Genomic DNA, 21,183 nt, shown 5'->3' on the forward strand with positions numbered 1-21,183 from the left:
GGTGAATATGGCCTACCTAACCTTAACCCCAGAAACCTTGGATGATGCGCATATCTGCTGTGCGTTCTCGGATAAAAAGTGCCAAGCCAGCTATCAGGCGAAAAAGCAGTGGCTAAAGCAGGAGCATCAGCACGGATACCGTTTTCGCCGTTTGGATGAACGCGCTAAAGTCTTCATCGAATATGGCCCAGCAGAGACCGCTTGGCAGCCCATACAAGCGGATGGTTATCTGGCTCTGGGTTGCTTTTGGGTCTCTGGGAAATACAAAGGACATGGACACGGCAAGCAACTGTTAGCTGACGCCATTGAAGCGGCTAAGCAGCAAAATAAGCAAGGCCTAGTCGCCGTGGTCGGTAAAAAGAAATACCACTTTATGAGCGATACAAAATGGTTAAAAGGCCAAGGCTTCAACGTGGCGGATGAAGCCCCTAATGGCTTTGTGCTGTTGTATTATCCGTTGCATGACACGGCTGAAATACCGCAGTTTCGGGCATCCGTTCATACCGCCAAGGTATCAACCGAAGGGTGTGTGGCGTATTACTCCCATCGTTGTCCTTATGCGGAATACCATGTGCTGAACTCGTTACAACAGAGCTGTGCGCAGCGCGGTATCCCGCTTGAAGTACATCATTTAGAGACATTGAGCCAAGCACAAGCATGTCCTTCACCGGCCACCATTTTCAGTTTGTATTATCAGGGCGAGTTTATCACCACTGATATCAGTGCCTGTATGGAGAGCCGCTTTGATAAGTTTATTCCTCATCATTAACCCAACACTTACATGGATGTAAGAACAAACGATGAATATTGGTATTTATGTGTATGAGCACGCAGAGGTGCTCGATTTTGCCGGACCCTTTGAGGTGTTTAGCACCGCAAAACGTTTGGGCGCGGACAGTTGGCAGGTTGGACTGATTGCTGAACAAGACACACCGTTGCTGGCGCGCGGTGGCTTGCGTGTCGTGCCGGATTATCATCTCGCCAACCATCCCACGCTCGATGTGCTGCTGGTTGTCGGCGGCGTTCACCATGAGCAAGTCACTAACCCGTCGGTGATCGATTGGGTGAAGCAACAAGATGCGATCACTCAATGCACGGCCTCTGTCTGTACGGGGGCGTTCATACTCGCAGAGGCCGGATTACTCGATGGTCGAAAGGTGATCACGCATTGGGAAGATATGGACGACCTCAGCCGTGCTTATCCGCCATTAAGCGTGGTATCAGGTAAGCGCTGGGTGAGGGATGGAAAATATCTCACCTCCGCAGGTATTTCTGCGGGCATTGATATGAGTTTGCAGCTGGTGGCTGAGCTGCACAGCGAAGATTTAGCCTTGCGCGTTGCCAAGCAAATGGATTACCACTGGCAGCGAAACGAGTAGTATGCAGTTTGGATAAGGTACGTAGCGCGATAATAATCACTGTATGCGCTGATAGAATAGGAATTGAGCATGTTCCCAGCCACATGGCGCTCTAAGCGTTTGTGTTTTAGTCCGTTTGATTATTGCGATGCAAAGCGTGTCAAAGCGATGTTTGAGCAAAATCAGCATCTGCAATATCAAGATCCCACGTTTAAACCTTGGTCATTATCCACCTACCAATCATTGATTGCCGACAGTGCGGAGAAAAAAGCGCCTGATGTGGAAGAGGCGTTTTATCTTCGTCGTATTCAGACCCATGACGGTAAAGATATCGGCTATTTGCAAATCTCGCTCAATGCACCTGACACACAGAGTGTTTGGCTGCCCATGCTCACTATTTCTCCAAGATATCAAAAACATGGCTATGGCAGCGAAGCGGTTGCGAGCGTGATTGAAACCGTGCAAGCTTATGGGGACTATCGACGCATGGGGGTGAATGTTTATGCCGAAAACATTCGCGCGTTTCGATTCTGGTATCAGCAAGGGTTTTGTCGTATTACCCATTTTGAACCCGAGCAAGACGAGGGGCGTGATTATCACTGTGTGGTGCTCTATCGAGACCTTATGTCGTGAACAGCGCATGTCTTTTCGGGAATCGACAAGATTACGTCGCTTAAGCCATGTTATGGAAGGAATTAGGTAAACGAATGATGAAAAATAAACCAGTCAATCGAGTGCGATTAAAACGCGCCGCGATGGGTGTCGCGCTTGCACTAGGTGTAATGAGCTTGGTGCCTGGCCAGGTGTACGCTGCTGACACCACACACGCTGAAGTGCAGCGCGAATCAGGTCTGTATCTACAAGACTTTGATCGTTCGGTTCGCCCGCAAGATAACTTGTTTCGTCACGTCAATGGCACTTGGTACGACCAAACCCAAATCCCCAATGATATGTCCAGCTATGGTGCGTTCCGTATTTTGGCTGAAGAAAATGAAAAGCGCTTGAAAGGGATCATTGATGAGCTGGTGGCGCGTGATGATCTCAAGCCTGGCTCCAACGAGCAAAAGCTGCGTGATTTTTATCTTAGCTATATGAACCAAGATAAAATCGATGCCCTAGGGGTGACGCCAATCAAGCCTGAGCTCGATCGTATTGCCGCGATTTCCTCGAAGCCTGCGCTGATTTATGCGATGGCCGATTTGCGACAAGTTGGCGTTGGGATCCCGTTTAGTTTTTATGCGTGGGCCGATGCGAAAAATCCGGACTATAACGCCCTGTATCTGAGCCAAAGCGGGTTGGGGTTGCCGGATAGAGACTATTATTTCCGCGACACCGAGGATGCTGAGCGTATTCGCACCGCTTATAAACGCTATCTCGAAGACATGCTGCGCTTAGCCGGCTACGATCAGGCCAAGCAACGCGCTGCCCGTATTTATCAGTTAGAAAAAACGCTGGCAGAACACCACTGGACACGCGCTAAACGTCGTGACGCGCAAGCCACCTATAACAAAATGCCGATTGAGGCGCTCAATCAGTTGATGGGCGGGTTTGATTATGCACGTTTTGCCAAACGCGCGGGTATCGACAAAGCCGATGAGGTTGTGGTGCGCATGCCATCTTATTTTGAGGCGCTAGGGCAGGTGTTTGAGCAAACCAGCCTGCAAGCGTGGCAAGATTATCTCACCATTCGTACCCTCAATGCGTTTGCACCGCGTCTAAATCATGAGTTGGTTGAACGTCAATTTGCGTTCTATTCCAAAACCCTCAACGGTATTCCTGAGCAGCGTGACCGCTGGAAGCGCGGCGTGCAAGCCACTGAAGGGGTATTGGGTGAAGCGCTTGGCCAAGAATATGTCGCCCGCTACTTCCCACCGCAAGCCAAAGCACGTATGGAAACCATGATTGATAACCTGCGTGCTGCGTTTAAGGACTCGATTGAATCGTTAACCTGGATGAGTGATGAAACCAAAGCGAAAGCGTTGGATAAGCTGAGTAAATTCACGCCCAAAATCGGCTACCCAGAGAAATGGGAAGATTACAGCGCGCTGACCATCAACGCCGATGACTTGATTGGCAATAGCAAACGTGCCGCACGCTGGGGCTATCAAGATATGCTGTCGCGGATTGGTGCGCCGGTTGATCGCAAAGAGTGGGGCATGACCCCGCAAACGGTCAACGCCTATTACAGCCCAACCGCCAACGAGATTGTGTTCCCCGCCGGGATCTTACAACCGCCGTTTTTTGACATGAATGCGGATGACGCCGTGAACTATGGCGGTATCGGTGCAGTGATTGGTCATGAAATGGGACACGGTTTTGATGATCAGGGCTCGCGTTATGATGGGGATGGTAACCTTGCAAATTGGTGGACAGATGAGGATCGGGCGCGCTTTGATGCTCGCACCCAAAAGCTCGCTGAGCAATTTAGCCAGTTTGAGCCTTTGCCGGGCTTGTTCATTGACGGCAAAGTGTCCTTGGGTGAGAACATTGGTGATTTAGTCGGTTTGACTACCGCCTTCCGCGCCTATCAAAAATCGTTGCACGGTGAACCGTCTCCTGTGATGGACGGGTATACCGGCGAGCAGCGATTCTTCCTCAGCTGGGGGCAGATATGGAAAATGAAAATGCGTGAAGATGCGCTGCGTGAGCGTGTATCGCTGGGCCCGCATGCGCCACCAAAGTATCGAGTGCTTGGTGCGCCGCGTAATGTGCCTGCGTTCTATGAAGCCTTTGATATTAAAGAAGGGGATGGCATGTATTTACCCGAAGATCAGCGGGTGAATATCTGGTAGTCTCTGATGCCGCCTCCAAGGCGGCATTTTTTATAGAATTTAGTACTGTCCGTCGCGCCAATCGATGCAAGGAGGCCCAAGTGCTAAGCACGCCAAGGACGAGATTAGTTTTACTTCCCCCAGAAAAAGCCGACATGATGGCGCAGTTTTATCAACGAAATCGTGCTCACCTTTCCCCATGGGAGCCCATACGTCCTGCCGCATTTTATCGCGAAGACTATTGGCATAGCGCGCTGCAAGAAGCGAACGATTTGTTTCAACAGCAGCAAGCCTTCAAGTTTGTGATTTTGCATCATGAACGGGACGATGTAATAGGGGTGTGCAATTTTACCAATGTCATTCACGGCGCCTTTAAAGCGTGCATGTTAGGTTATGCCGCTGACAAGCATTATCAAGGCCAGGGCTACATGCACGAAGCCATCCAAGCAGGCATCCGTTTTGTGTTTGAGCAGGTTGGGTTGCACCGTGTGATGGCCAACTATATTCCCGATAATACGCGTAGTGAGCGGCTACTTACCAAGCTGGGGTTTGAGCGCGAAGGCTATGCTCGCCGTTACCTCAAAATCAACGGCCGTTGGCAAGACCATGTGCTAACTGCGAAACGTAATTCTTTGCTTGAATAGCAAGACAATTAGTAATTCGCGTGAACTGGCTTCAAAAAAATACACCTTTAATAATAAGTTTTTGAACAAACAAAAAAATTCTTACAAAATGTGCCGGTTTTTTGGCAGGGGTGTTCAACGATGACCACACCTGGTTATGTTGTTGTGAGTTTGAGGATAAAAGATGAGTAAGTTTACCGAGTATAAAGTCGTTCATATTGTTGAAGGTGGCTGCGGCACCTTGCTACTGGGCTCAAGTGGATTACCGTTGCAACGCTTAGAAGCAGAGCTAAACCAGTATGCACAAGACGGCTGGCAGGTTGTTTTTCAAGTTATTGAAAAGAAACGTTATATGCTATTCTGGCAACGTGAAGCGGTGATTGTGACTTTGGGTCGCTAATGCTCAAGTATTTGTCGCTCTCTTTGATCCACCGCTATCAAGCAAAAGGTGGATCAAAGAAACTGTTTAATATTGAGTGTAACTTCGAGCCGACGTGCTCGGAGTATACACGCCAAGCCATCGAAAAATACGGCGCAATCCGTGGCTGGCAACTTGGTTTGGCGCGCATTCGCCGCTGCAATAACCCCAATGCGCTAGAAAAAATTTACGATGAGGTGCCTTAATGCGTTTTACCCAACCAATAGAAGCGCTAGAAGCACAAGAGGTCGAACTTAAGCAACAGGTAAATGGCTTAACTCAAAGCCAGAAAAAACGCTTTTTTGCCGAGCAATCAAGACAGCTTAAAGATCCCGATACTTACGCGGCGCTGAATTGGGGATTCTTAGGGGGGATACATCATCTTTACTTGCGAAAGTATGGGTTGTTTGTCGTAGAATGTACGCTGTTGGTCATCGCCATTATCGGCTTAGTACTGAATCAGCCTTATTTTGGTTTGATTTTGGCGGGTTTAGTGCTATTTGAATTACCACAGCTGTTTTTTGCCCAGAAGATTGCCAGGCAGTACAACTACCATGTATCACGTGAAATATTTGAAGACATCCGCCGCGGTGGTTAACCCATGAAGCGTCGTCGGATCCGTAAACGTCATCAGCACCAGTTCTTTTTATGCCAGAAGACATACCGACGCGCCTTGATTGACTTGATTGAGGCAGATCCTGTTAGGATGCGTGCACTTCGCTGTGTTCAAGCCTTAAACCTCCCTCAGTGTTATATTGCCGCTGGATTTATCCGTAATTTGGTGTGGGATGCGCTTCACAAGTACTCGTCGAGTACACTTAACGATATTGATGTTGTCTTCTACGATCCTGAAGATACCAGTACAGAACGCGAACAATATTTAGAGCAGCTACTGCAAAAGACCATGCCAGAAATGACTTGGCAGGTACGTAACCAGGCGCGAATGCACGAGAAACACCAAGATCCTCCTTATGCAAGTACACTGGATGCGATGCGCTTTTGGCCAGAGAAAGAAACCGCGATTGCTGTTCGCCTTGATATGAACCAACGCTGCGAAGTCATCGCTGCCTTTGGGGTTCAATCTTTGTTTGAATTGAAGCTTAGCCATAATCCTGCCCGCCCATGGCAAGTGTTTCAGCAGCGCCTTGATGATAAACAATGGTTAACGCATTGGCCCAAACTTACAGTCACCACTCAGTGTTCTGTGGCTGCGAAGCCAATAGAGCACGAGTAAGCGCCAATAGGGTGCGCATGGGCACAGATTGTCCCTACTACACAGGGCATAATATGCCGTGTGTTGAACAGTATGGATAGCTAAGCCAATGAAATACCGCATGGATGCGAGCCCGAGTGACGACGATGTCGCTGCCATTCAACAGCAGCTACAGCAAAGCAACGCCCCTTTTTTGTCTGGCCTTTCTGAAGGCTCTCTTGCCGGCTATGCTTACAATGATAACGATGAACGCATCGGCGGGGTTGTGGCGAATACATGGGGGCAATGGCTATTGATTAAATATCTTTGGGTCGATGATGCCTTTCGTCACCGCCATGTGGGGAGTCATCTATTAAGTAACTTGGAAGAGTACGCCAAGGATATGGGCTGTAAAATGGCGTTCGTTGATACGTTAAGCTTTCAAGCCAAACCCTTCTACGAAAAGCATGGCTATCAATGCCAGATGATATTAGATGATTACCCCCTCAACCATTCTCTGCACTTTATGACCAAAAAGCTTGCGGGCTGAGTCGAACATTGAGCGGGTTAAATTCTCATTCCGACAAGCAACTGACTGATTTGTCGTGATAAAATAGTGATAAAGATTCCAAAAAACGGGTCGCGTTGTGTGGTTTATCAACGGGCTACGGCTGAGATCAATATACTTGCGAGTAACAGGACTAGACTCGCAAGTTTTTGACTCACAAATAGAAAGGAATCATGAAGACATCACGTTCATTTTTAGCGGCCTCCCTCAGCGTACTGCTTTCCACTTCCGTTTTCGCGACCGTCAGTAATGATGAAACATTACTGGCTAACCAGCATCAATCCCTTACCCAAGCGATGTTAGGTAAGGGCTTTGGTCCTCAGTCACCCCGCGATATCGATCAACTCTCAGGCACTAATCCACAACGTTTTCAGTACGCACCTGCCGCACCGCAAATGAATTTGTGCAATATTCATTTTCATAAAAATGCAGAACACAAAGGTGGCGAATTTACGCAATATGCTGGGATCGGAGACGGGCAGGGTTATCAGTCGGGTTACCTCTATACGGGGCAATTAACCGACGCTGAGCGCACGGAATATCTCCAGCCTGTGTGTGCCAGTGAGCATCAAAATGTGCAGGTTGGTGACACCTTGGAACTCCATTATGTCTATAGCACGGCGTCCGTCGCGCCGGGGCCGACACTGGGCGCGTGTTTGAGTGATGCGACGGTGAATCCGCAGTTGCGGGTTGAGGCACAAGTGCTCGTGGCGGTGAATGATGATAGCGCTGCTGATTTCACCCGCCTGACGGCGATTGGTCAGCGCAAAGGGCGCTATCAGGCGATTTACCTGCCCGAAGATAGCGGTCAGGCGGTGAGCTATCTAGGCTCAACGACTGGCCCGGCCTACAACGATAAAGGATCGCCGTACCAAGTAACGTGGCGGGTCCGCCCGAAGGTCAAAAAGGTCAACATCGCAAGTATTCAACGCTGGTGTCAGGCGAACGTATTTGAAGAGCATCATGCACACGGTGTACGAAATTTGGTGGTTCAGCCTGCGTTACTCTCCGAACAATAAAAAGGGAACAGTATGGCAACGACGGCGCCCAATCGATTAACTATTCGTCGTATGCGGCCGGACGATACGGAACCGGTGCTAGATATCTGGTTAAATGCCTCACTGCAGGCGCATGACTTCATTGATGAGGGGTTCTGGCATCAGCAACGTGATGCCATGCGTGCATCTTGCTTACCGATGGCTGAGGTATGGGTAGGAACCCATCAAGAGGTCATCCTTGGCTTTTATGCATTGCATGGCAATACGCTGGCGGCGATTTTTGTCGATCCTACCCATCAAGGGGCCAGTGTTGGCAGTCAATTGCTCGGCCATGCCAAACTGCAAAAGCCCACTATTGATCTCACTGTTTATCAGAAAAATACCGCCAGTTACGCTTTTTATTTACGTCACGGTTTTGTGGTCGACAGAGCGCAAACGGATCCACATACCGGAGAGCGTGAGTGGCGAATGGTTTATTCTGGTGGTTAATGATATTTGAGTCACTAATGTGATTTGTGTTAAAAAAATAAGACACTCTGTATGCCAGTAATTAATACGGTCTATAGTCAGAAAGTTGGTTAGTTGTCCCCAGGGTCAGCCTGCGCTGGCCGAACATCACTTTCTTTCATATGGAGTGTCTAATGAAAAAGACAAATATCCCCTACGGGCCTTCGCAGCGTCCTTGGTATGAACAGGTGCCCGACTTTGCCAAAGACTATGTGTCGGCGCCCACTCATGATCCTCTGGTTGTCTACCAGCAGCGAAATCAGTCCTTTGTCTTGCAGCAAACGTCTCTTTGCAGTCAAGACTTTGAGATCCCTCCACATGGCTTATCGGATGCAGAGCAATATCAAGCGATGAAGACATTTTATGTCTATAGCGCGCAACAAGCTGATCGATTTTTAGGGTATCAAGTCGAATCGAGGTTTACGCAGGCAGAACCAAGCCTCCGTGACTATGCGCCGGAGCAGTCAGACTTAGAACGAGGGAATTGGCGTCAAGTCAATTATCCATCACACATTGCGCCGTTTTTGACGATGAGCCTCAATAATGTGGGGGATCCGTTTGTCGATGGTGACTTCACGCTCAACTCAAAAAATATCGAGCGTATGGTGCTAGATTATTATGCCTGTCTGTGGCGAGCGCAATGGCCATCACTCGGTTATCAGCCACATAATGAGTATGCAACGCCTGCGCAGCAGAATGAAAGTTACTGGGGATATGTGCTGACGATGGGCAGTACCGAAGGGAACTTGTATGCGATGCTAAACGCACGTGACTATCTGTCAGGGCGAATGCTGTTACGTGATCAACTGGGAGAGCAAGCATGGTGTACCCAGGAAACGTCGCGTATTGATGAGCAAAGTGAATACTTTTCTGTGTATCCGGACACCGGCGAGGCCAAGTACCATCCCGTCGCATTCTTCTCAGAAGATACACATTACTCCATCGTAAAAGCAATGGAAGTAGAGAAAATTGATACGTTTGCAACCTTAGGTCGCCGGTTATACCCCAAACAAAACCCACTGAACGAAGGAGAACCTTGGCCTGATGCTGTGCCATCTCAAGGGCCAACGGACGCGCTTCCAGTCGGGTCTGGGGCCATTGACATTGATAGTCTCATTACACTTGTGCGCTTTTTTGCCCAAAAGGGGCACCCGATTTTGGTTGTGCTGAACTTTGGCACCACATTTAAAGGGGCATACGATGATGTGCCTAAGGCTTTGTCAGAACTTGAGCAAGTGCTCAAAGAGACCGGGCTATACGAGCGAAAAGTCACGGTGAAAACGGACACGGGGACAACCCATGAGGAAATGCGCAGTGGCTATTGGATTCATATAGATGGTGCGTTGGGCGCGAATTATGCGCCATTTATTCAAATGGCGTCACCACACGAGATGCCGCTTCCGAATAATCTAGGTAAGAACATTCCAAAGGAAGACATTGCGGCGATGCCAGCATTTGATTTCAGTTTGCCAATGGTACATTCAATGGTTGCGAGTGGTCATAAGTGGCCGGGTAGTCCTTGGCCAACAGGCGTGTACATGACCAAACAAAAATACATGGTCTCGCCGCCAGACGATCCTGAATATATTGGTTCGCCAGATACTACCTTCGCGGGATCACGAAGCGGTTTATCACCATTGATTTTATGGCACTTCTTCGCCACCAACAGCTATCAACAACAACGTGAAAAAGCGTGTTATGCCGTTGGGCTTGCGTATTATGTCGTTGAGAAGCTAGAGGAGGTAGCAGCCTATTGGCGTAAAGAGTCTCTAGGTCGCCCCGAGGAGGCGTGCCCGCCTGATGGGCTGTGGTTGCAGCACACTCCACTATCGTTATCCCTGATCTTCTCGCAACCGAGTGACGAAATTATCGCGAAATACTCGTTGGCGAAAGAGACGATCACAGATCCCAATGACAATAGTTTTCAGAGGCAATACGTGCATCTATTCACGATGTGGGATGTCAGCGAAGCGCGTATTGATGCGTTGTGTAACGATTTGATGTTGCCGAATGCGTTGAAGCCTTTGAGTGACGTTAAAAAGCAGATCGACACACCAAGTCGAGACTTACCAAAAAACCACACTCATTTACCACTTAAAGGACGCTCGTTCCGATAGCTGTTTTATCTTCCCCTTGCTGCAGCAGTAAGGGGAATTTTGGTCCTACCAAAATAAGAACAAAACCCTTAATTTGACTATTATCCTGTTTTTTTGCTAGTTTGGTACTACCAAAAGCGAAGAGGTAACCATGACGACATCCACCAGTAGCCTGTTTCACCCGGTCCAAATGGGCCGAGCGAGTGAAGATGTAGCATTGCAAATCGAGTCGGCGATTTTGTCTGAGGCGTTAAAGCCGGGGGATAAATTGCCCAGTGAGCGTGAACTGCAGCAACAATTTGGTACTGGCCGTGGTGTGGTGCGAGAAGCCATTCAGTCACTCAAGCAAAAAGGCTTGATTGAAATCCGTAAAGGCCAAAAAGGTGGTGCGGTAGTACGTCAGGTTGATGTGCATAACATTAGTGAATCACTGGCGCTATTTCTCAAGCAAAGCCATGTACAAGCAGACAAGGTGGCGGAGTTTCGTGAAACCGTTGATCAAAGCCTGGTGTTGCTCGCCATTAGCCGTGGTACCGACTCGCAAAAACAACAGCTCAGTGAAAGCGTCACAGAGCTTCCGGCACTCGCCGCTGAAGAGAATCCGGATTTGGATCGCTTAGGAGAGCTCGATCGCGCACTGAACCTGCTGATTGCTGCGATGTCAGGCAACCCGATTTTTGAATGGGTGATGCATGCTATCCAGCAAGGGTTTAGTTCGCACGATTACGCCCTTTATCAGGCGGCAAAATATCGTCGCCAAACCGTGGAAAACTGGCAACAGACCGTTAACCACATTATCGCTGCCGAGCCGTTTAAGGCGCAGGCAACGATTAGCCACCACTATCGGTTGCTACAACAATGCATTGATGAACAAACATCAAGCTAATTATAAAAATTTCAAAAAGGAAACCTCTACACAATCATACCCATTACCTGTGTTGCGACTGTTCCGGGCTAATGCCCTGCACACGGGAAGGACAAAATTTGGAGGTTTTATGGGACAGCAACAAAATTACGACTATATCATTGTCGGTGCAGGCTCGGCAGGCTGTGTTCTGGCGAACCGTCTAAGTGCTAACCCAGATAACAACGTATTGCTACTCGAGGCAGGGCGGCCAGACTATCGGTTGGATTTTCGCATCCACATGCCTGCCGCATTAACTTATTTGCTTACCGATAGCACTTACAACTGGCTGTATGAATCTGAGCCCGAGCCAAATATGCACAATCGTCGTATTGCACAGCCTCGCGGTAAAGTGCTCGGTGGTAGTAGTAGCATTAATGGCATGATTTATATTCGCGGCAACGCGTTGGATTATGAAAAGTGGGCCAACGAACATGGACTTAAAACGTGGGATTATGCCCATTGTTTACCGTATTTCCGTAAATGCGAAACACGTTTGGCCGGTCAAAATGATTATCACGGTAATAATGGCCCGCTGGCCATCACCACCGCGAACTGTGATAACCCTTTGTTCAGTGCTTTTTTTGATGCGACGCAGCAAGCGGGTTATCCGTTGACGGACGATGTGAACGGTTACCAGCAAGAAGGCTTTGGTATTTTCGATCAAAATATCTATCGAGGTCGTCGCCACAGCGCGGCTCGGGCGTACTTACACCCGGTGATGAACCGTAAGAACCTTACAGTGATCACTGGCGCGACAACAGACAAAGTGCTGTTCGAAAACAAAACCGCGATTGGCGTGGAATACCGTAAATGGGGACGGACGAAAACCGCGTATGGCGCTGAAATCATCAGCTGTGGTGGTGCAATCAACTCACCGAAGCTATTGCAGCTTTCAGGCATTGGCGATGAGACCATGTTGAAAAATTTGGGTGTTAAGCCTGTGCATCATTTGCCTGGGGTGGGAGAGAACTTGCAAGACCATCTTGAACTCTACGTGCAGTATGAATGTAAAGAACCGGTCAGCATGTATCCCGCGCTTAAGTTCCACAATCAACCGAAAATTGGTTTTGATTGGCTATTCCGTCGTAAAGGCGCAGCGGCCACCAACCACTTTGAAGCGGGTGGTTTTGTGCGAGGTAATGATGAGGTGGCGTATCCGAACTTGCAGTTCCACTTTTTGCCACTGGCGATCCGTTATGATGGCTCGGCACCGAACAAAGGACATGGTTTCCAGTTGCATGTCGGACCAATGAATACCGATGTGCGTGGCCATGTTAAAATTCGCAGCACGAACCCGGATGAGAAGCCAGAGATCTTCTTTAACTATCTCTCCACGCCACAAGAGCGTAAAGAGTGGGTCGAAGCAATCCGTGTATCCCGTGATATTATCGCCCAGCCGGCCTTTGATCATCTACGTGGCAAAGAACTCTCGCCCGGGAGCGCGGCGCAAACAGATCAGGAGATCCTCGATTTTGTGGCACGCGAAGGGGAAAGTGCTTATCACCCAAGCTGTACCTGTAAAATGGGCTTGGCGAGCGACGAAATGGCGGTGGTCGATGAGTCACTCAAGGTACATGGCGTCAATAACCTGCGTGTGGTCGATGCCTCCGTGTTCCCCGCGATCACCAATGGCAACTTGTACGCGCCGACGATTATGGTGGCGGAAAAAGCAGCGGACATGATCATGGGGCACACGCTTTCACCAGCGAAAGATGCGGAATACTACCGCTACCTGCCTGACCATACTCCGGCACCGGAAAAAGACGCGGCGCTTGTCTAACTCCCCGTGTACGCGTTAACGACAAGAGCCAGTCTTGTGCTGGCTCTTGCTCATTATCTTTTCCTTGGTTCCGTGTTCTTATGGCTGAATCGGTTATTCAGTAGAACTTTCAGTTTGTGGCGCAGATGTTTCTGTCAAAAACTTAGGCAGGCTGAGCACCACGGTAACCCCCTGATTGATATTGGAATCGAAATGAAGTTTTCCTTGCAGTTTTTGGTGCACCAGATTGAACACGAGATTAAGGCCGAGCCCCGACCCCCCTTTGCCGCGTGAGCTGGTGTAGAAGGGCTCAAAAATACGTTGGTGAAGTTCGGGCGCAACCCCGACACCATTATCGGTATAGCGGATTTCCACGATCTCACCTTTATCGGCAATACGAATGTGAATACGAGGATCATTAATCGTGTCAAAGGCATGGCGGACACTGTTCATCACCAAGTTGGAAATAACCTGGGTAAGCACTCCGGGCAGGCTACTCATAACAAGCTTAGCGTCGCCCTCGACGATAGGCACAACCGGTATTTTCTTGGTTTCGGGGCGCAAACTTCCCATTAATGCTTCAAGTGTTTGCATGGGGCGGAATTGACTCCGATTTTCAGAGACTTGGTCGACCGCTGTTTGTTTGAAATCCCGAATTAATCGTGCGGCACGATTGAGGTTGTTTTCTAGCATATGCGTGCCATCCGTGACCTGTTTCATCACGGTCGCATACTGCTCACTGGTCAAGGTTTTTTGCTCGAATGCGCGGTTAAGTGTGGAAACCGCGTCTTTGATCACTGAATTAGCCGTTACCGCGATACCTAGGGGCGTGTTCACCTCGTGGGCAACGCCCGCTACCAAGCTACCCAACGCGGCGAGCTTTTCGGATTCTACCAGTTGATTTTGCGCGGCTTTAAGGTTTTCCATACTCTGCGCGAGATCCTGGGTTCGTGCTTCAACGGTCGCTTCTAAACTCTGGTTCAGTTGCTCGAGTTCCAACTGGGTCGTTTTAAGCTCGGTGATATCAATCGCGGTGCCGCGAAAGCCCGTGAAGCCGTGTTCGGTGAAATGTGCTATTCCTCGGAAAACAAAATAATAGGTGTGTTTGCCTAAGGTGATTTTTTCTTCACACATGGTGAAATCAGCGCAAGCATCCAGGTTATCTAAAAGTGATGCGCAGTGATGCAAAGCAGGTAACGACTTCACTTTTGGACTGCTTTCAATCGGAATGGCAAGTGCTAACTGCATCGCCTCAGAACAAAACGTTAGTCGCTGCGTGGCATCAGTTTCCCAAAGCCAGTCAGAGGCTGCGCGGGTAAAATCGGTGAGCCGCTCCTGTTCTAGTGCGATATTTTGATATAGGTTGGTCATCCGCAAGGTGATTTTATTGGTTTCGTCCGCCAGCCAATCGAGTTCATCACTTTTTTCCATGATGAATTTACGATGTGTCAACAGCAATGGCTCGTGGATAGGATCGATAGGGTCAAACTGCGACAAGTGTTTGGCGATAGCAAATACACGTTGGCTGACGCTTTGGTGGAAGACCCATAAAATCAGCGAGCAGACAATCAGGGTTTTTATCCCGTTCAAAACGAGCGTAACGAGAAATTGCTGTAACAAGAGGTCATAGATTTTTTGCGCGTCAGATTCGACGCGTAAGGTGCCCAGATTAATGCGGCGATTGGTGTCGGGGTGGAAATAATTGAGCTCCGTCTGGCTGACCACATTACTGCTGGAAAGTGGTTTTCCTGCATCCAACACCACGCCATCAAACTCAATCGAGAGATAGTCGATATAGGGAAGGTTGACTAGGCCATCCAGTCGATTTTGCGCACTCACAAGGTCAAACACCCATAAAGACGACGCAATTAAGTCGGCGTGGACGTTTTGAATTTCCGCATGGCGGCGGTCAACATGGTCAAAGGCTTCCTCGTAATCCCATGATAGCTGTAGTAGCGTGGTTAATATGGTAAAAAAACCACTGAGTAGGACCATCAGCAGAATGATTCGGCGGCCAACAATACTAAAAAGTGGATGCTTGAGACCTTGTTCAAACCTTTCTAGCTTTTCCATTCTATGCGTATCACCTTACTCTTTGCTTTCACTCGCGTAGCGGGCTATTTGGCTTGATAAGCTTAGGGGGATCAGAAACATAAACTTCACGCCTTGCCCGGGTGCTGATTCAAATTGCAGCTCGCCGCCTAGCTTTTGTTTGACGAGGTTAAAGACCAGATTGAGGCCAAGCCCTGAGCCTCCTCGCCCGCGTTTACTGGTATAAAACGGTTCAAAAATTCGATGGTGAAGGGATTGCTCGACACCACAACCATTATCTTGGTAACAGAGATAAAGGTGGTCTCCTTGTCTTTCAAATTCGATCGTTATTTTAGGGTTATCGGTCTCGTCAAAGGCATGGTTGATGCTATTCATCACGAGGTTAGAGACGACCTGGGTGATGACGCCGGGTAAGCTATACATGACTATGTCAGGCTCGCCACTGACCTCGGGAGTCACCGGGATTTTACGGGTTTCTGGGTGTAAGCTGGCGACGAGTGCGTCTATTGTCTGTTTGACATCAAATTCGGTGAGCGCTTCTGATACTTGGTCAACCGCGGTCTGTTTAAAGTCACGAATAAGATGTGTCGCACGCTTGAGGTTGTTCTCCAGCATGACCACGCTGTCGTTCACTTGTTTAATCAATGAAGCAAACTGCGTGCTGGTTAACGTTTGTTCCTCAAACGCTTGATTGAGCGTGTGGGTGATATCTTTAATCACGGATGATGCGGTGACGGCGATGCCTAAAGGGGTGTTGACCTCATGCGCAACACCTGCCACTAGACTCCCCAGTGCCGCGAGCTTTTCCGACTCGACCAACTGTTCTTGTGCCGCTTTTAAGTGCTCCATATTCTCTTGGAGTTCACGGGTTCGCTCATCAACGGTTTCTTCTAGGTTATGGTTTAATGTTTCCAGTTCAAACTGGGCCGTTTTCAGCGCGGTGATATCGATGCCCGTGCCTCTGAAACCGCGAAAACCATCAATACCGTGATGGGCAAGCGCCTGAAAGACAAAATACCGGCTTTCACCCTCAACGGGTACGATTTCCTCACACATCGAAAAGTCCTGCTGTCGATGAAGATTGGCCATGAATTGGTGACAACCGACAGCAGAAAGCAACTTGTCAAGGTGCGGATACTGGTTGGGATTAAGGTCAAACGCCAACCGCATCGGATCGGAGCAAAAGGTCAGCTTGAGATCGGCGTCGGTTTCCCACAGCCAATCTGAAGAGACATGGGTAAAGTCAGACAAGCGCTCCCGTTCTAGCATAATATTGCGATAGAGCGTTGACATATTCTGGGTGATTTTATTGGTTTCGGCTGCTAGCCAGTCGAGCTCGTCTTCTTTTTCCATGATGTAGCGTTTGCGGGGCAAGGTCAGCTTTTCTTCGTTGGGATCAAGCGGATTGTACTGACGTAAAAACTGCGCCACTTTAAACACGCGTTGGCTGACGGTATGGTGAAACACCAACAAAATGAGGTAGCAAACAATGAGTGTTTTTATTGCGTTCAATAGCAGTGTGATAAAAAAGTGTTGTATCAGATCATTGTAGATAGCGTTCGTGTTGGACTCGACGTAGATAGTACCAATCCGTTGGATTTTCCCCGTATCGGGGTCGTCATACTCGAGCGGATACTCATTGACCATTTTACTCACGTCTAAGGGGGATCCCGCTTCAAAGAGGTAGTTCTCTGAGCGCACGGCTAAATAATCAACATGTGGCAAATTGATTAACCCATCAATGCGCTCTTGGACACTGGTTAAGTCATAGATCCAAAGCGAGCTGGCGAGTAAGTCGGCATGAATGTGTTCAATTTCGTAGTGTCGGCTGTCCACCAGATCGAACGCTTCATCGTAATCCCAATAGGTTTGTAGCAAGGTGGTGAGAATGGTAAAAAAGCCACTGAGCAAAATCATGATCAGCAAAATCCGTCTTCCTACTAAGCTGAAGAACGGATTACGGATGCTGTCATCAAATTTGTGGCTTCGGCTCATAGACAGTTTGATCTGTTATATATCGTGATTAAGACCCAAGGCGTCACTGTTCTACTTAATCTGGATACGCGGCGCGGATAGCAATAAAGTCGTCCCAATGCTCAAGCAGCAAGTCGACCAGCTTGGGCTCGAAATGCTTGCCACGTTGAGCCACGAGCTCGTGGCGGATGTCATCATCACTCCACGCTTGTTTGTACGAGCGCTTCGAACCTAGGGCATCGAATACATCTGCCAATGCTGAAATTCGACCACTGATCGGAATGGCCTCGCCGGCGAGCTGATTGGGGTAGCCTGTTCCGTCCCATTTTTCGTGATGGGTGGCTGCAATCTCTTTGGCTTCGACGATAAGGCGCCGCTTGGAGTGGCTCAGAATTTCTACCCCGTACTCGACATGCTTTTTCATCGTCTCCCATTCCTCCGCATCGAGCTTGCCCGGCTTGTGTAAAATCGCGTCTGGGATAGCGACTTTACCGACATCATGGAGGGGAGAGCCATGTTTAAGCAGCATGGTTTTGTGTTCGTCCAAACCATAGAGCTGCCCTAACTTTTCACAGAATAAAGATACCCGTTGTACATGCGCTCCGGTTTCTTTACTCCTTGCTTCCACCGCGTTTGCCAAGTTGTAAACCAGTTCTTTGGAGGTCTCACGCAAATCGACCATTAAGCTTAAGTTCTCAAACGTCAGTCCAATGTTTTGCATGTAAATCTTTAGCAAGTGCTGATCGAGCTCTGATAGGGCTTTGTCATGATTGACATACAGCAAAAACTCGACATCTTCATCATCGCGGTGGAAAAGCACAAATCCGTCGTCGAATTGGATGCTTTTCTGTGCTTCAAGCGCTTGCTTGCAACGGTTTGAAACATTGCTAGGCAGTTTATCAAAGGCGCATTCGGTGTAGCAGTTTACATACTCCCCGGTCGCCGCCAGGGTGAGTGCACGAGATTCTTCTGCCCCCGGGCGAGGTTGTACCACACAATAAAACGCAGAGTCGTGGATATAGAGAAGGGATGTGAGCTGCTCGAGCACCGCGGTGGCGTAGTGTTGAAGATTGGTGGTGTTTTGCACATTGGCCGATGCTTCAATCACACGCCGCAACCCTTCTTTCTGCTCTTCAATCATGCAGAGGTCGCGGTAAGAGCGCAGCATTGAATATAATAGGGTTTTGAGTTTTTGTGTGGTGAGCTCCGTTTTCTCTTTGTAGTCGTCAATATCATATTCACGGATCACCCGATCTTCCGGTGCTTGTCCGGCTTGTCCGGTGCGCAATACTAGGCGGATCAGGTGGTTATTCATTTCATCTCGAATATGCCGTACCAAATCCAAACCTGCGTGCTCGGTTTCCATTACCACATCAACGAGTGCCAACGCGATATCTGACTCTTTCTCCAACACTTCTCGCGCTTCCTGCCCAGAGAGGGCAGACAATATCTCTAAAGGGCGTCCTTGAAACGTGAATCCCGTTAGCGCGAGCCGTGTTACCTCATGCATCAGATCATCGTCATCAATCAGCAGTATCCGCCATGGCGCTGCATCAGATGCTGAATTGGTCTCATTAGACTTGGGAGATGCGCCGTCACGTTGATCTGCAAACAAGTCCATTCACTTCGCCCCTATTCGCGTTTATCTCAGTTAGTTAAAGCGTAGTTTAGGACTTTCAAAGTTGCGAGGAGGGGGCGAGTTATTGATACTTAAGTCACTTTCCTTGGTTTTGGGTTTGTTACATTTCTCTGATCTGGAGCAGTATGTGTGCTAATTGGGCTGCTAGCCTTGGAGTAGACAAGCGATGGTCTCGAGGCTTGAACTCAGGTATGTTGCATGAAATTGGTCAATTTATCGCCTTCTGACAACAGCTTGAGTAATTGTCTTGCACCATTGTTGTGATATACCTATCAGTTGTATGGCGCTTATTTTGCGGGTGGCAAAGAACGCTGTTTTACTAAAAATCATTATTAAAACATTATGACAGACGAACAAGGCCGTTATGTTTAAAAAACTCTCCCTCAAACACAAGCTCGCGCTGTCGGCAAGTGTAGCCATCATTATCGGTGGTTTGCTCGTTGAAGCGTTATCGTTTCGCGCATCACTCTCCCGGCTGGACACCGAAGTGGCACAGCGATTGGAAAGTACCACTGCATCATACAATCAATATGTCTCTGATTGGGTCGCGTCAAAAGAGCGTGCGATGACCTCACTGACCAGTGAGGCCGATGAGAACAATATGGTCACTCATCTCAAGCAAGTACGTGATGCAGGTGGCTTTGACAATGTTTTTCTTGCCTACCCAGATGGCAGTCAGGATAACGCAAATGGTGTTGTGCTACCGCCGGGTAATGACGATCCGCGCAAGTGGGGTTGGTATATCAACGCCAAAGCGGACTCGTCGAGTGTGTTTATGGATAATCCGACGGTTGCTGCGGCAACCGGCGCCAATGTGGTGTCGTTAGGTAAAGCGCTCCAGTTCAACGGTGATACCTTGGTGCTTGGGGCGGATGTTGAAATTGGCGACATTATCGAAGGTCTCGAGAAGGTGATTTTGCCAGGTAATGGCTATATGTTTATCGCCAACAGTGAAGGCAATATTTTTACTCACGCCAATACCGAGCTACTTAACGAGCCAATTAACCAGCTAGGCTTGTCTTTCAGCACAGTGAAGTCTGCCATGAATTCGGGTGAGAGTGTGATGGCCGACGTGGGCGGGGCAGAAAGTGTGGTATATGCCAAACCCATTAAAGATACCGGATTAATCACTGTCACCGTTATTAACTATGACTCCTTAGTCGCGCCACTGTTTGATGCGGTGTGGGGGCAAATTGCAGTAACAATTGCCGTGGTGATTGCGTGTACGCTGCTCTTTAATCTACTGGTGAATATTCTATTTAGACCGCTGACTAATGTCTCTAATGCCCTCGAGCAAATCGCTCATGGTAGTGGCGATCTCACTCAACGTATTGACGTTGAAAGTGAAGATGAAGTGGGGCAACTGGCGAAAAACTTCAACACCTTTGTTGGCAGTATGCATCAGTTGATTAGCCACATTCGCGAGCAAGCACAACAGCTGACATCACAATCGGATAGCAGTACGGAACGTGCGCGCCGCAACGTGGATGATATTAATCAGCAGCAGCAAGAAGTGACCATGGTAGCAACCGCCGTCACCGAGTTGGCGTCTGCGACACAAGAGATCGCCTCTCATGCTGAACATACCGCGAATACGGCGCAAGAATCCACCGCTAGTACCGATAACGGACGTGCGGTGGTCGAAAATACCAAAACATCGATCACCCGTTTGTCGGATGAGCTGAAACAGGCTAGCACTATCGTTGCCGAGCTAGATAAGCACTCGCAGGAGATTTCGACGGTACTATCGACGATTCAAGGAATTGCTGAGCAAACCAACTTACTTGCGCTAAACGCAGCCATTGAGGCAGCCCGCGCAGGTGAGCAAGGACGAGGCTTTGCCGTGGTCGCGGATGAGGTACGTATTTTGTCGCAGCGAACGCATGCCTCGACAGAAGAAATTAAATCCACGATTGAGACGTTGCAAACGACGACGGCAAGCGCGGTATCGACCATGGAGAGCAGCTCAGCGTTGGCAGGTGATTCTGTTTCTGATGTGGATAAAGCCACTGCCGCGTTGAGTGAAATTGATGCAGCGGTCAATCAGATCAGTGATATGGCGACGCAGATCGCGACAGCGGCAGAAGAGCAAACCCATGTGACGAGTGAGATCACACAAAACATCACATCCATCAAAGATGTCTCTGAGCACCTTGTAAGCAGTGCCAACGATACCTCGCAAGAGGCGGACAACCTGCGTAACCAAGCGACACAGCTGAGCGACAAGGTGTCGACATACAAGCTTTGAAGGGCGCACAACCAACACGCTAAATGAATCGGCCGCTACCTACGCATCATGCAAGGTAGCGGTTTTTTTGAAA

General features: G+C 48.9%; 19 protein-coding genes. 16 read left to right on the forward strand and 3 right to left on the reverse strand.

All coding sequences use genetic code 11. The features are described 5' to 3' along the window. Window positions 1-7: 7 nt before the first annotated feature. From BZG72_RS11225 to betA, 15 genes are all read left to right on the forward strand, one after another. On the forward strand, window positions 8-769 hold the full coding sequence (locus BZG72_RS11225) for an N-acetyltransferase (RefSeq protein ID WP_077666820.1): 762 nt from the start codon (window positions 8-10) through the stop codon (window positions 767-769). Between the two features lie 31 nt (window positions 770-800). After that, the gene (locus BZG72_RS11230; RefSeq protein WP_077666821.1) at window positions 801-1,379 is read left to right on the forward strand and encodes a DJ-1/PfpI family protein; all 579 of its coding nucleotides are present in this window, start codon (window positions 801-803) and stop codon (window positions 1,377-1,379) included. A 69-nt stretch (window positions 1,380-1,448) separates the two neighbouring features. Next, a complete protein-coding gene (locus BZG72_RS11235) occupies window positions 1,449-1,991 on the forward strand; it encodes a GNAT family N-acetyltransferase (protein ID WP_077639250.1) in 543 nt (180 codons plus the stop codon). A gap of 74 nt (window positions 1,992-2,065) precedes the next feature. Beyond that, complete coding sequence (locus tag BZG72_RS11240) at window positions 2,066-4,150, forward strand: M13 family metallopeptidase (RefSeq protein WP_198930065.1); 2,085 nt, start codon at window positions 2,066-2,068, stop codon at window positions 4,148-4,150. An 80-nt stretch (window positions 4,151-4,230) separates the two neighbouring features. Further along, window positions 4,231-4,773, forward strand: coding sequence for a ribosomal protein S5-alanine N-acetyltransferase (gene rimJ, locus BZG72_RS11245; RefSeq protein WP_077666822.1), 543 nt, complete (start codon window positions 4,231-4,233; stop codon window positions 4,771-4,773). Window positions 4,774-4,936: 163 nt separating this feature from the next. Further along, window positions 4,937-5,152 carry a DUF4177 domain-containing protein gene (locus BZG72_RS11250; RefSeq protein ID WP_021022754.1) on the forward strand — a complete coding sequence of 72 codons (216 nt, stop codon included), beginning with the start codon at window positions 4,937-4,939 and terminating at the stop codon, window positions 5,150-5,152. Further along, on the forward strand, window positions 5,152-5,376 hold the full coding sequence (gene yidD / locus BZG72_RS11255) for a membrane protein insertion efficiency factor YidD (RefSeq protein ID WP_077639248.1): 225 nt from the start codon (window positions 5,152-5,154) through the stop codon (window positions 5,374-5,376). The genes BZG72_RS11250 and yidD overlap by 1 nt, the downstream gene beginning before the upstream one ends. Further along, entirely contained in the window at window positions 5,376-5,768 is a 393-nt protein-coding gene (locus tag BZG72_RS11260) for a hypothetical protein (RefSeq protein WP_046073042.1), read from the forward strand. The genes yidD and BZG72_RS11260 overlap by 1 nt, the downstream gene beginning before the upstream one ends. Before the next feature lie 108 nt (window positions 5,769-5,876). Then, complete coding sequence (locus BZG72_RS11265; protein ID WP_046073043.1) at window positions 5,877-6,404, forward strand: nucleotidyltransferase family protein; 528 nt, start codon at window positions 5,877-5,879, stop codon at window positions 6,402-6,404. Between the two features lie 88 nt (window positions 6,405-6,492). Continuing rightward, entirely contained in the window at window positions 6,493-6,912 is a 420-nt protein-coding gene (locus BZG72_RS11270; RefSeq protein ID WP_077666823.1) for a GNAT family N-acetyltransferase, read from the forward strand. Window positions 6,913-7,103: 191 nt separating this feature from the next. Continuing rightward, entirely contained in the window at window positions 7,104-7,949 is an 846-nt protein-coding gene (locus BZG72_RS11275) for a delta-class carbonic anhydrase (protein WP_077666824.1), read from the forward strand. A 12-nt stretch (window positions 7,950-7,961) separates the two neighbouring features. Next, window positions 7,962-8,417, forward strand: a complete 456-nt coding sequence (locus tag BZG72_RS11280) for a GNAT family N-acetyltransferase (RefSeq protein WP_077666825.1) — start codon at window positions 7,962-7,964, stop codon at window positions 8,415-8,417. A gap of 152 nt (window positions 8,418-8,569) precedes the next feature. Then, window positions 8,570-10,552 carry a hypothetical protein gene (locus tag BZG72_RS11285; RefSeq protein ID WP_077666826.1) on the forward strand — a complete coding sequence of 661 codons (1,983 nt, stop codon included), beginning with the start codon at window positions 8,570-8,572 and terminating at the stop codon, window positions 10,550-10,552. A 130-nt stretch (window positions 10,553-10,682) separates the two neighbouring features. Then, on the forward strand, window positions 10,683-11,417 hold the full coding sequence (locus BZG72_RS11290; protein ID WP_077666827.1) for a FadR/GntR family transcriptional regulator: 735 nt from the start codon (window positions 10,683-10,685) through the stop codon (window positions 11,415-11,417). Window positions 11,418-11,526: 109 nt separating this feature from the next. After that, complete coding sequence (betA, locus tag BZG72_RS11295; protein WP_077579026.1) at window positions 11,527-13,218, forward strand: choline dehydrogenase; 1,692 nt, start codon at window positions 11,527-11,529, stop codon at window positions 13,216-13,218. A 93-nt stretch (window positions 13,219-13,311) separates the two neighbouring features. Here betA and BZG72_RS11300 read toward each other — a convergent pair whose 3' ends face one another. From BZG72_RS11300 to BZG72_RS11310, 3 genes are read right to left on the reverse strand one after another with little or no spacing between them, the layout of a single operon-like run. Further along, window positions 13,312-15,270, reverse strand: a complete 1,959-nt coding sequence (locus BZG72_RS11300; protein ID WP_077666828.1) for a PAS domain-containing sensor histidine kinase — start codon at window positions 15,268-15,270, stop codon at window positions 13,312-13,314. A gap of 15 nt (window positions 15,271-15,285) precedes the next feature. Beyond that, entirely contained in the window at window positions 15,286-17,244 is a 1,959-nt protein-coding gene (locus BZG72_RS11305; protein ID WP_077666829.1) for a sensor histidine kinase, read from the reverse strand. A 55-nt stretch (window positions 17,245-17,299) separates the two neighbouring features. Next, entirely contained in the window at window positions 17,300-18,844 is a 1,545-nt protein-coding gene (locus tag BZG72_RS11310) for a response regulator (RefSeq protein WP_046073050.1), read from the reverse strand. 382 nt (window positions 18,845-19,226) lie between these two features. Here BZG72_RS11310 and BZG72_RS11315 point away from each other — a divergent pair, with 382 nt between their 5' ends. Further along, window positions 19,227-21,110, forward strand: a complete 1,884-nt coding sequence (locus BZG72_RS11315; protein ID WP_077579030.1) for a methyl-accepting chemotaxis protein — start codon at window positions 19,227-19,229, stop codon at window positions 21,108-21,110. Window positions 21,111-21,183: the final 73 nt, after the last annotated feature.

It is taken from the genome of Salinivibrio sp. PR6 (assembly GCF_001995955.1).
GTDB classification, from domain to species: domain Bacteria; phylum Pseudomonadota; class Gammaproteobacteria; order Enterobacterales; family Vibrionaceae; genus Salinivibrio; species Salinivibrio siamensis.